General features: G+C 70.9%; 11 protein-coding genes and 1 pseudogene. 4 read left to right on the forward strand and 8 right to left on the reverse strand.

Features of this window, described 5'->3' with window-relative positions:
- Positions 1–295, forward strand: a pseudogene (locus tag ND748_RS16530) (cobyric acid synthase); the annotation flags it as partial.
- An 88-nt stretch (positions 296–383) separates the two neighbouring features.
- Here ND748_RS16530 and ND748_RS16535 read toward each other — a convergent pair.
- The gene (locus ND748_RS16535; RefSeq protein ID WP_251746696.1) at positions 384–611 is read right to left on the reverse strand and encodes a hypothetical protein; all 228 of its coding nucleotides are present in this window, start codon (positions 609–611) and stop codon (positions 384–386) included.
- Between the two features lie 321 nt (positions 612–932).
- On the opposite strand from ND748_RS16535, the gene ND748_RS16540 reads away from it, so the two are divergent.
- Positions 933–1,757 carry an SDR family NAD(P)-dependent oxidoreductase gene (locus ND748_RS16540; RefSeq protein WP_251746697.1) on the forward strand — a complete coding sequence of 275 codons (825 nt, stop codon included), beginning with the start codon at positions 933–935 and terminating at the stop codon, positions 1,755–1,757.
- 70 nt (positions 1,758–1,827) lie between these two features.
- On the opposite strand, the gene ND748_RS16545 is transcribed toward ND748_RS16540, so the two are convergent.
- Together ND748_RS16545 and ND748_RS16550 are read right to left on the reverse strand one after the other, a co-directional pair.
- Entirely contained in the window at positions 1,828–2,373 is a 546-nt protein-coding gene (locus ND748_RS16545) for a hypothetical protein (RefSeq protein ID WP_251746698.1), read from the reverse strand.
- A gap of 204 nt (positions 2,374–2,577) precedes the next feature.
- Complete coding sequence (locus ND748_RS16550; RefSeq protein WP_251746699.1) at positions 2,578–3,396, reverse strand: SDR family oxidoreductase; 819 nt, start codon at positions 3,394–3,396, stop codon at positions 2,578–2,580.
- A 253-nt stretch (positions 3,397–3,649) separates the two neighbouring features.
- Between ND748_RS16550 and ND748_RS16555 the strand changes: the two genes are divergently transcribed.
- A complete protein-coding gene (locus tag ND748_RS16555) occupies positions 3,650–4,492 on the forward strand; it encodes a helix-turn-helix transcriptional regulator (protein WP_285902233.1) in 843 nt (280 codons plus the stop codon).
- A gap of 114 nt (positions 4,493–4,606) precedes the next feature.
- Here the strand turns inward: ND748_RS16555 and ND748_RS16560 are convergent, their stop codons facing one another.
- The 5 genes from ND748_RS16560 to ND748_RS16580 all read right to left on the reverse strand — a co-directional run bounded on the left by ND748_RS16560 (position 4,607) and on the right by ND748_RS16580 (position 9,717).
- Complete coding sequence (locus ND748_RS16560; protein WP_251746701.1) at positions 4,607–5,671, reverse strand: phosphotransferase family protein; 1,065 nt, start codon at positions 5,669–5,671, stop codon at positions 4,607–4,609.
- Positions 5,672–5,791: 120 nt separating this feature from the next.
- Positions 5,792–5,986: a ferredoxin gene (locus tag ND748_RS16565; RefSeq protein WP_251746702.1), complete on the reverse strand. Its 195-nt coding sequence runs from the start codon at positions 5,984–5,986 to the stop codon at positions 5,792–5,794.
- Positions 5,987–6,050: 64 nt separating this feature from the next.
- Positions 6,051–7,259, reverse strand: coding sequence for a cytochrome P450 (locus tag ND748_RS16570; RefSeq protein WP_251746703.1), 1,209 nt, complete (start codon positions 7,257–7,259; stop codon positions 6,051–6,053).
- A 79-nt stretch (positions 7,260–7,338) separates the two neighbouring features.
- A complete protein-coding gene (locus ND748_RS16575; protein ID WP_251746704.1) occupies positions 7,339–8,157 on the reverse strand; it encodes a mycofactocin-coupled SDR family oxidoreductase in 819 nt (272 codons plus the stop codon).
- Positions 8,158–8,265: 108 nt separating this feature from the next.
- A complete protein-coding gene (locus ND748_RS16580) occupies positions 8,266–9,717 on the reverse strand; it encodes an aldehyde dehydrogenase (protein WP_251746705.1) in 1,452 nt (483 codons plus the stop codon).
- A gap of 276 nt (positions 9,718–9,993) precedes the next feature.
- Here ND748_RS16580 and ND748_RS16585 point away from each other — a divergent pair, with 276 nt between their 5' ends.
- Complete coding sequence (locus tag ND748_RS16585; protein WP_251746706.1) at positions 9,994–10,635, forward strand: TetR/AcrR family transcriptional regulator; 642 nt, start codon at positions 9,994–9,996, stop codon at positions 10,633–10,635.
- The last annotated feature ends 102 nt before the right edge of the window (positions 10,636–10,737 follow it).

The raw sequence follows: 10,737 nt of genomic DNA on the forward strand, positions 1-10,737 counted from the left end.
TCCCGGCGCCGAGCCGTTCGCCGCCGACGGGGTCCGGGTCGGCGCGGTCGCCGGCACGAGCTGGCACGGGCTGCTGGAGAACGACGAGTTCCGCCGCGCCTACCTCGTCGATGTCGCCCGCGCGGCCGGGCGGGCGTTCGTTCCCGCCCGCACCCGGTTCGCCGACGTGCGCCGACGCCGCCTCGACGTCCTCGGCGACCTGGTCGCCGACCATCTCGACACCGCCGCCCTGCGCCGCCTGCTCGACGAGGGAGCACCGCCCGGCCTACCCTTCGTCCCGCCCGGCGCGCCGTAACGCAGCCGGGGCCCGGAGCACCAGTGGTCAAAGCCGCCGGGTGTAAAAGCCGCTGGTGTTAAAGCCGCCGGGTCAGAGCCGCCGGCGGTCAGAGCCGGTTGCGCAGGAGCTGCTTGCCCTGCTCGGCGCCCTTGCGGCTCTCGGTCTGCGCCCGGCGGAACAGGTCGTGCAGCTCCAGGTCGCCGTCGCGCTCGGCGTCGGCGGCGTAGGTCTCCAGCCGCAGCGCGTTGCTCAGGCAGATCTGGGTGAACCACAGCAGGTCGTACTGGGCGTCCTTCGTCCCGGTGATGCTCCCGCGCTCCACGGTCGTCGTCATGATGGATCGACCCCTTTCCTGGGCTGTCGTGTCTCCTGCGGTTCGGCGGCGCATCGCGAGCACCGATAGTGCCTGTTCCCGCACCGAACGTTCCTACCCGCAGACTCCACCGATCGGCTCGCCCGGTGCGGCCCGGACGCTCGCCGCCCCGGGCGCACCTGGCTTCGGGGCCGGCTCGGAACCGGCGGTCGAACAACCGCTTTCGGCCTTCCCGCCGTCCCACGGAAGACTGGCCGCGGTCGCCGGGTTCTCGCGTGGGGGAAGTGACACGGCTCCGGAGAGCGACCGAGAGCCGAGATCGATCGAGCGGGAGAAGACGCGATGGACGGGCGAACGATTCTCATCACCGGTGCGACCGACGGGCTGGGCCGCCATCTCGCCGTACGGCTGGGCGAGGCGGGCTGGCGGGTCCTCGTCCACGGTCGGGACACCGACCGTGCCGAGCAGGTACGCGCCCGGATCGAGGCGGCCGGCGGGCCGGAGCCGGTGGTGCTGCTCGCCGACCTGGCCGACCTGGGCGACGTCGCCCGCCTCGCCGCCGACGTCGAGCGGCACACCGACCGGCTCGACGTGCTGGTGAACAATGCCGGCGTCGGGTTCGGCGCGCCGGACGCCACCCGCGAGACCAGCGCCGACGGCATCGAGCTGCGCTTCGCCGTCAACTACCTGGCCGGCTACCGGCTCACCCGACTGCTGCTACCGCTGCTGACCCGGTCCGCCCCGGCGAGGATCGTCAACGTCGCCTCCGCTGGGCAGGAGCCGCTCGACTGCGCCGACCTGCTCACCACCCGCGACTACGACGGTGTCCGTGCCTACCGCCGCAGCAAGCTCGCCCAGATCATGAGCACGTTCGACCTGGCCGAGGAACTGGCCGGCACCGGCATCACCGCCGACGCCCTGCACCCCGCGACCTTCATGGACACCACGATGGTGCGCCAGGCCGGATCCCCCGTGAGCAGCACCGTCACCGAGGGCGGCGACGCCACCCTGCGCCTGATCACCGGCCCCGCCGCAGCCTCGGGCACCGGCCGGTACTTCGCCGGCGAACGGGAGACCCGCGCCCTCGCCCAGGCCTACGACCCCGAGGCCCGCCAGCGCCTGCGCCGGGCCACCGACGAACTGCTCGCCGCAACCACCCGATCCTGATCTCCGCGGCGTCCCGGCGGTCAGATGTGGCTCCCGTGCGGCGACAGACAACCAGCGGACCTGGCTCGACTCACGGGGCTGCCTGCCCGCACTGGGGGCAGGACTCGCGTTCGGACCAGCTTGGTCGTCCCAGCCCGGCCGGCGTGAGGATCTCCTCGCCGAGCTCGGTGCGCACGGCGGTCCGGAAGATCCACAGCGCTTCGGCGAACGGGTGGTATGCGCTGTGGTATTCCGGCGTGGACAAGGCCGCACCCGCGCGGACCGCGTTGCGTATGTCGATGAGCCGGTGGAACGCGGACTCCCCGGCCATCACCCCGTCGATCGTTGCGGACATGAGTAACCGTTCACGGACGCGGTACACACCCGAGTGCTGCACGGCCTGATCCGCAGCGGGATGGCGATCCGGTGTCGACATTCCGCCGCGGGCGACCTCCCGTAGCGCCGAGTGGGCCGCGTCCAGTGCCTCCGCGAAGTCGACGTAGGTCCGCCAACGGTCGAGCTCACGGTCTCGAACACGCTGACTCCGATCGCGTCGTGAGTCCGCCACGAGCGCACCGGCGAGCGCAACAGCCCCACCGATCGCCGTGCCGACGATCGGCAGCCAATCTGCAGCCACAGATACCTCTAACTGGATACCGTCAGAAAAACTCTACCTTCACCCCGGGACGGCGAACAAACGGTCGCCATGCTGTCGCCGGTAGGGGAGCCGCGGGACAGACGACCTTTCGGATGACCTGTCACCTCGGCCGGCCGTTGCCGGTCACGTCTCTGACCGGGCACGACGTGAATCGGTGACCGGCGAGGAAGCGCGGGGGAGAGGTCAGCGATCGTGGGACAACGGCGAGTGGTTCGCCGAGCGGTCCGCGCTGGCCCGGTAGCGGGACGCAAGTCGTGGGCTCTGGCCCGCGAACGCGGCGAGTTCCGCGGCGAACACGCTCTCGAGCAGGCCGCGGTCCTCGACGCCGGGGGCGCTGACGCTTTCGCCGAGTTCGATGCCGGCCAGGGCGCCGTCGACGACGTCCCGCGCGGACATCCGGTCGATGGCCGACAGATCCAGGCCCTGAACCTGGTGGAATTCGGTGGCGACGATACCTGGACAGACGACGTGCACGTTGACGCCGGTTCCCGCCAGCTCGGCGTGCAGGGTCTGGGACATCGTGACCGTCTGGGCCAACGTGCCGGCGTAGACGGCGCGGGGCAGCGGGGATGCCGGCGCGGGTCCCGAGAAGGCGAGCATTCCGGCGACGTTCACGATTGTTCCCGCGCCGCGGGCGAGCATGCCGGGCAGCGCCGCGCGGGTCAGCATTGTCGGCGCGACGACCTTGACGTGGACCAGTTCACGCGCCTTCGCCGCGGGTAGTTCGGCCAGGGCCATGTAGTGCGCGACGCCGGCGTTGTTGACGAGCATCGTCAGCGGCCGGTTCGCGCACAGCTCGGCGACGGTGTCGATGCCCTCGTCGGTGGACAGGTCGGCGGCGACGACCCGTACCTCGGTGGTGGGCAGCGCGGCGGCGAGCGCCTCGAGTCGTTCCCGCCGCCGCGCGACGACTATCAGGTCGTGGCCGTCCCTGGCCAGGCGCTCGGCGAATGCCGCGCCGATTCCCGCGGACGCGCCGGTGATGAGTGCCAGCGGAGGCATGATCGTTGCTCCTTCGCGATGCGCCGCGGGCGATGAGATCGCGCGGCCGGTCTTGGCACTGTGCGCGCCGTCAGAGCTGTCAGAGCTGTCAGACCTGTCAGAGCTGTCAGAGCTGGTGGAGTTGTCAGAGCCGGTGGAGTGGTCTGCGCTGTGGGTGACGATCCGGCCGACGCCGCCGCCGAGCCAGAGTCCCCGCGAACCGGGGGTCTCGCGGGGCCCCTCACGGCTGCCCTCGCTGACCTACTGTGTGGGCATGATCGAGCAGTCGAACCTGCTGGGCGCGTTCCTGCGCGCCCGCCGTGCGCTCGTCAGACCCGAGGAGGCGGGCGTCACCGTCGTGGGGGTGCGGCGGGTGTCGGGGCTGCGCCGCGAGGAGGTCGCGCTGCTGGCCGGCATCAGCGCCGACTACTACCTGCGCCTGGAACGGGGCCGTGACCGCCACCCGTCGGTGCAGGTACTCGAGTCGCTGGCCCGCGTGCTGCGTCTCGACGACGATGCCCGGGCGTACCTGCTCGGCCTCGCCACGCAGACGCCGCGGCGCCCCCGGCGCCGACGGACGGAGTCCGTCCCGCCCGGCACGGCCAAGCTGGTGGCGATGCTCCCGCTGCCCGCCTTCGTCGAGGGGCGTTACCTCGATGTCCTGGCCGCGAACCCGCTGGCCACGGCGCTGTCCCCGTGCCTGGTAGCGGGCGCCAACCGGCTGCGGGACGTTCTGCTCGACCCCGGCGAGCAGGCCCTGCTCCCCGGCTGGGAGCAGGCCGTCGCGACCCTGGTCGCCCACTTCCGCGAGGCAGTCGGCATCGACACCGACGATCCGCGCGTCATCGAACTCGTCGGCGAGTTGTCCCTGACCAGCCCGATGTTCCGGCAGCTGTGGGCCCGCCACGACGTGCGGCCCCGGGTCGGCGCGGCGGTGGCCTTCAACCATCCACAGGTGGGCGAGCTGCGCCTGAACCGGGAAAAGCTGCATATCAGCGGAACGGAGAAGATCATGCTCGTCGTCTACCACCCCGATCCCGGCACGGACGACGCTGACAGGCTGGCGCTGCTGGGCTCCGCGACACTGCCGCTGCGCCACAGCCAACGTCCCTGTTGACGATCGCGCGTCAGGGCGGCGGCACCAGCCTTCTCGGCGCGCAGCTCCGCCCTGCTCGCCCACGCGGGAGGGCGGTCAGTGCCGCTGCATGAGGTCTGCCGCTGGGCTCGGCCGTCACGTCAGGGATCGGGCCAGGGCCTCGGAGTCGAGCAGCAGGCGGCGGACGATCGCGTCGAAGCGGTCGCCCTTGGCCTTCGGCGACAGGCCCTGGATCGACTCGGCGACCTTGTACTCGATCATGCAGGCCGCGCGCCACTTCGACAGCACCGAGTAGTAGCCGATCGTCGAGACGTCCCGACCGGTCTGCTCGCCGTAGTAGGCGATGACGTCGTCCCGGTGGGGGAAGCGCCCCGGCTGGAAATACCGCATGGCGCCGTCGTCCTCGTCGGCGGTGACGAGGTTGTTGACGAAGGCGGCGAGGTCGAGCAGGGGATCGCCGATGGTCGCGGTCTCCCAGTCGATGATCGCGGCGAGCCGGGCCGGCGGCCGGTGGTGGAACAGCGCGTTGTTCGGCGCGTAGTCGGCGTGGATGAGCGCGGGACGCGACCCTGCCGGGACGTTGTCCCGCAACCAGTCCGCCACGTACCGCAGCCCGGGCAGGTCACGCGGCTCGTACTTCGGGTAGCGCTGGCGGTAGCCGTCGACCTGGCCCAGCCAGCGGTCCGGCTGGCGCTCGAGGAACCCCTCGGGCCGACCGAAGCCGCCCAGCCCGACCGCGGTGTAGTCGAGGTTGGCCAGGGCGACCAGCCCGTCGGTCATCGCCCAGCAGATGTAGTGCTGGTCGGGGCCGCCGTCGAAGCCCGCCGGCCAGATCGTCTCGTTCTCGGCGGTGATGGTGGCCGCCCAGCCGTCGACCAGCTCCATGACGTAGAAGCTGACCCCGAGCAGGGAGTCGTCCGCGCAGAAGCCGAGGAACTCCGGGCTCGGGACGTCCGTCCCGGTCAGCGCGCGCAGGACGGTGGCCTCGCGCTGGATCGTCCGCGCACCCTGCGGGCTGCCCGCCAGCGGCGGGCTACGGAAGATCGCCTTGCGGCCGCCCCGGTCGAGGCTCAGGATCAGGTTCGTCGACCCGCCCGAGACCAGCGCCGTCGTCAACGGCCCGGCACCCAGACTCGGGACGTTGTCGTCCAGCCAGCCGGTCAGTGCCGCCAGATTGATCGTTTTGTTCGTGTCTGCCACAGAAGCAGGTTTCCACACCTTCGACGGCGACGGGGATGATGTGGCGCCCGCACCGCGACCGCCCGCTCCGCCCCGCTACAACGGCTGGCCTCACTCGTGGAGCCTTCACTCGTCGAGCCCTCACGTGTCGATCAGGCTCAGCGCGCGCTCCGGGCAGGCGCTGACGGCGTCGCGTGCACGTTTCTCCTGGCCGGCCGGAACCGTCGGGTCGGTCACGGCGACGTAGCCCAGGTCGTCGAGGGGGAAGAGATCCTCGGCGGTGGCGTTGCAGCGGGCGTGGCCCGAGCAGAGCCCGGAGTCGACCACGATTCTCATCGGTCCTCCTTTCGTCCGGGTCGGTTGCGTCGGGGGTTGGTTGCGTCGCGGGTCGGCAGCGGCGTCAGGAGCCGAACTCCGCCAGGGGCAGGGCGAAGATGCCGTGGACGTTGCCCCAGTACGCCCTGGGCGTGGTGTCGGGTCGCAGGGCGTATTCCGGGATGACGCGGTGCCAGCCGGCGAGTGCGACGGTCATCTCGATCCGAGCGAGGTGGGAGCCCAGGCACCGGTGGGGGCCCGCGCCGAACGCCAGGTGCGGGGCAGCCTGACCGGTGGTGAGGTCGAGGGCATCCGCGCCCGCGACGAGCGCCTCGTCCCGGTTCGCGGCGACCAGCGGGAAGAGCACGAGATCACCGGCCCGTAGCTGCTGCCCACCGACCTCGATGTCCTGCTTCACCTTCCGGCCGACCTCGGGGACGGCGTAGAACCGGAGCAGCTCCTCGACGACGTCGTCGATCGGCTCGCCGGCGGCTGCCAGCCCGGCGACATGGCGACGGTCGGCATCATGCGTGGCGAGGTGGTGCATCGCGAAGGACAGGCTCATCGCCACCGTGTCGAGCCCCGCCAGGAACAGCAGCAGGCAGCAGTTGACCAGCGCGTCGTCGGGGGCCGGCACGCCGTCGAGCTCCCAGCCGAGCATCGCACCGAGCAGTCCGTCGCCCCGCTCGCCGCTTTCCCGGCGGCGGGCGATCTCGGCCTGGAAGTACCCGACGACCGAGAAGATCCCGCCGATCTGTCGATCCTTGTCGAAGTCGCCTTCGCCGGTCGGGGCGAGCGCCTGTTTCTCCCACGCCAGGAAGGTCGGCAACTCGTCGATCGGCAGTCCCATCAGCTCCAGGAAGACCACCGTCGGAAGTTCCAGCGCGAAGTCCTCGACGTAGTCGCATGCGCCCCTGGCGCGGATCGCCGCCACGAGCTCGGCGGTGCGTTCCTCCAGGCGCGGTCGCAGCAGCCCCATGGTGCGCGGAGAGAAGTACTGGGCCAGCAGCCGCCGCCATTGCGTGTGCTCCGGCGGATCGAGCTGGATGGGAATCATCGACAGCGGCGGGTCCGGGCTGAGCGGGGTGATGACCTCGCTGGAGAAGACCGCCGGATTCTGCAGGCATTCACGGACGAGATCGTGGTCCAGCACCATCCAGTACGAGCGTTCGGGTTCGATCACCCTGACGACGCGGTGCCGAGCACGCAGTGCGTCGAAACGGTCGCCTGCTTCGTCGACCGCGCCGACTCCCACGAGTCGATGGTCGGTGACCTCGGTGGTGGGCGTTGTCATCGGAGATTCTCCTCAGCTGTCCCGGGTCGTCGCTTGCCTCGGGCCGTGGCTTGTCCCGGGCCGTCGCTTGTTCCGGCCGTCAGCGGACGGTGAAGCCGGCGTCGAGGGCCCACTGGGTCCCGGTGATGAACGTCGCCTCGTCGGAGACCAGGTAGGCGACGGCGCCCGCGATGTCTTCCGGCTGCAGAATGGGGATGGGCAGGGCGTTCTGCATCGCGGAGACGTTGCTGTCCGCCTTCGCCATCGCCGCCTGCATCGCGGGGTTCATCGTCATGCCCGAGACGACCCCGGTCGGGTGGATGGTGTTGACCCTGATCATTTCGGCGGCGTACTGGTTGGCCAGGACCTGCATGTAGCCGACGAGGCCGCGCTTGGCCGCCGTGTAGGCCTGGGCACTGGGCTCCTCGCTGGCGGTGCCCTTCAGCCCCGCGCTCGAGGAGGTGATGACGATCGAGCCGCCACGCCCACCCGCCCGCATCCGCTCCACGGCCACCTGGACGGTGTTGAACGTACCGGTGAGCAGGATGTCGATGGTGTCCTGCCACTCGCGCTGCGGGTCGACGCTGTCGCCGAGCCGCAGGATGCCGGCATTGGCCAGGATGATGTCGATCCGGCCGAACGCGGCGTACCCCTCGTCGAAGACGGCCCGAAGCGCAGGCTGGTCACGGACGTCGGCCTTGCCGATGACCGCCCGGCGGCCTTCCTTCTCGACCAGTTCGGCGGTCTCCTGGAGCTCGGCCCAGGTGCCGCAGGGGTAGTTCATCGACGGAATGTCCGCGCAGATGTCGACGCCGATGATGTCGACGCCGTCCCGGGCGAGGCGGACGGCGTGCGCGCGGCCCTGGCCGCGGGCCGCGCCGGTGATGAAGGCCACCCGCCCGTCGAGCTTTCCGGTCATTGTTTCTGTCCTGTCTGGCGAGCCGATGAGGAGGCGGTAGGAAGCCGGTAGAGCGCCGGTAAGGAGCCGACGAAAAGCCGGTGAGAAGCCGACGAGAAGCCGGTGAGGTCAGACGGCGATGCCGACGCTGCGGATGCGCAGGAACTCCTCGATGCCCTCGCGGCCGCCCTCCTTGCCGACACCGGAGAGCCCGAACCCGCCGAACGGCCGGCCGACTTTCAGGTTGGTCGCGCCGTTGATGAGCGTCTCGCCGGCGTCGAGTTCGGCGGCGACCCGCAGCGCCCGCTGCAGATCCCTGGTCTGGACGTAGGAGGACAGCGCGTACCGGGTGCCGTTGGCCAGGGCGACCGCCTCCTGCTCGGTCCGGAACCTGAAGATCGTCAGCGCCGGTCCGAAGACCTCGGTCTGGGCCAGCTCGGAGTCCGGGTCGACGTCGGTGAAGACGGTCGGCTGGAGGTAGAAGCCGGGCCGCTTGATCCGGCTCCCGCCGGCCAGCAGGGTCGCGCCCTGCTCGGTGGCCCGCTCGATCATCCCGAGGATCCGCTCGACGGCCGCCTGGTTGACGACCGGACCGGAGGCGACGGCGGGATCGAACGGGTCACCGACCGGGATGTTCTGCGCGATCAGCGCCACCCGCGTGACGACCTCGTCGTACACGTCCTCGTGGACGATCATCCGGGTCGCGAAGGCGCAGCCCTGGCCGGACAGCGCGATCAGGGAGAACGTCGTCCCGAGCTGGCAGGCCAGGTCGAGGTCGGCGTCCGCGAAGACGATGTTGGCGGACTTGCCGCCGAGTTCGAGGACGGCGGGTTTCATGCTGGGCGCGCACGCCTCGAGGATCCTGGTGGCCGTGGCCGGGCCACCGGTGAAGGTGACCTTCCTGACCAGCGGGTGGGAGACGAGCTGGGCGCCCGCCTCGGCGGTGCCGGGCAGGACGTTGACGACCCCGGGCGGGAATCCGGCCTGCTCGACGAGGTCCATGAACAGCTCCCCGCTGAACGGGGTGAGCTCGGAGGGCTTGACCACCACGGTGTTCCCGGCCGCGACCGCGGCTGGGATCTTCATGGCCAGCGAGATGAGCGGGCCGTTCCAGGTGATGATGATCCCGATGACGCCGTACGGCTGGGCGAGGGTGTAACCGAGCTCGGAGTCCTGGACGGGGTTGCCGGTCAGGTCGCCCTGGATCTTGTCGGCCCAGCCGGCGTAGTAGCGGGTCCACTCCGCCGAGAGCACCGGAAAGGCTGCTCCGACGGCAACCGGCGTGCCGTTGTCGAGCGCACCGAGCCGGGCGAACTCGACCGCATGGGCCTCGATCAGGTCCGCGAGCCGGTTGAGCAGGGCGCGCCGCTGGGCGGGCGGGGTTCGCTTCCAGCTCTGGAACGCCTCGTGCGCCCCGGTGACGGCGAGGTCGATCTCGTCTTTGTCCGCCAGCGGGATCTGCGCGTCGACCTCGCCGGTGGCCGGGTTGACGTGACCGTAGGTGCCGCCCGAGCCGGACGCGCGTCTCTCCCCGTTGATGCGGAGGTGAACCTTCGGCGGGGTGCGGTCGATGTCTGACATGGGGGCTCCTCGAGACGTTCCTGCGCGTGCACGACGGAGTGGCTGGGCGGACCAGGGGCGACCGGATCAGGGGTGACCGGACCGGGGGCGACCGGACCAGGGTGAGCAGTGGGATGACTGAGTGACCTTAGTGAACTGTGGTCGTCGTCACGTGTCAAGGAATCGGACAAAATCGTCCGTAAATCCCGGTGAAAGATCGTCTCTGTGGATCCCGCGGGTCCCGCCGGGTGCCGCTACGGTGAGGATCGGCTCGCGGACACGGCGGAGAGGAGATCCATGGGCGACGGCGCGACCGCCGCGCGACGGCCCCCCGGCCGGCCGCGCAAAGCCGACGCCGAGCAGCGCATCCTCGACGCCGCCATCGACGAGTACCTCGACCGCGGCGCGACCGGCTTCACCATCGACGGCGTCGCCCGGCGTGCCGGGGTCGGCAAGTCCACGGTCTACCTGCGCTGGCCCGACCGCGACGCGCTCCTCGTCGACAGCGTCCTGGCGCGATCCCGCGCGATCGAGGACGTCGACACCGGATCACTGCGCGGCGACCTGATCGCCCTGAGCGCGAACATGCTGCGATTCCTGCTCGACCCCGTCGGGTTCGCGACGCTGCGCCTCACGGTCGAGGCCGCGGCCAGCCGCGCCGCTCCCCAGGTCACCACCGACGTGGCCGATCGCCATCGCCGAGCCGCAGGCGTGGTGCTCCGCCGGGCCGCCGACCGCGGCGAACCCATCAACCCGATCACCCAGGCCCGCGTCATCGAGTGCCTCTACGGCGCGATCACCATGAAGGTGCTGGCTCATGGCCTCGAGCCGGACATCACCACCGACGCGGAGCTCGTCGCGGCCTGTACCGAGCTGGTCGACCTGCTCCTCCCGCTGCTGCTGGAGCACGGCCGACCCGCGCAGGACTCGGGCCGCTGACGGCCCGCCGGTGCCTCGGGGCCTCCTGCGGCCTTGCGTGGTCTCTCGCGGTCTCGCGCGGCGCAGCCGGTCCGCAGCCGGTGGGTCAGGGTGGGGCCGCGC

The sequence above is a fragment of the Frankia sp. AiPs1 genome, assembly GCF_023716945.1.
Lineage (GTDB): Bacteria > Actinomycetota > Actinomycetes > Frankiales > Frankiaceae > Frankia.

Coding starts and splice junctions, on each gene's coding strand:
- ND748_RS16535 (WP_251746696.1), bottom strand. CDS start 611: ATGACGACGACCGTGGAGCGCGGGAGCATCACCGGGACGAAGGACGCC.
- ND748_RS16540 (WP_251746697.1), top strand. CDS start 933: ATGGACGGGCGAACGATTCTCATCACCGGTGCGACCGACGGGCTGGGC.
- ND748_RS16550 (WP_251746699.1), bottom strand. CDS start 3,396: ATGCCTCCGCTGGCACTCATCACCGGCGCGTCCGCGGGAATCGGCGCG.
- ND748_RS16555 (WP_285902233.1), top strand. CDS start 3,650: ATGATCGAGCAGTCGAACCTGCTGGGCGCGTTCCTGCGCGCCCGCCGT.
- ND748_RS16565 (WP_251746702.1), bottom strand. CDS start 5,986: ATGAGAATCGTGGTCGACTCCGGGCTCTGCTCGGGCCACGCCCGCTGC.
- ND748_RS16570 (WP_251746703.1), bottom strand. CDS start 7,259: ATGACAACGCCCACCACCGAGGTCACCGACCATCGACTCGTGGGAGTC.
- ND748_RS16575 (WP_251746704.1), bottom strand. CDS start 8,157: ATGACCGGAAAGCTCGACGGGCGGGTGGCCTTCATCACCGGCGCGGCC.
- ND748_RS16580 (WP_251746705.1), bottom strand. CDS start 9,717: ATGTCAGACATCGACCGCACCCCGCCGAAGGTTCACCTCCGCATCAAC.
- ND748_RS16585 (WP_251746706.1), top strand. CDS start 9,994: ATGGGCGACGGCGCGACCGCCGCGCGACGGCCCCCCGGCCGGCCGCGC.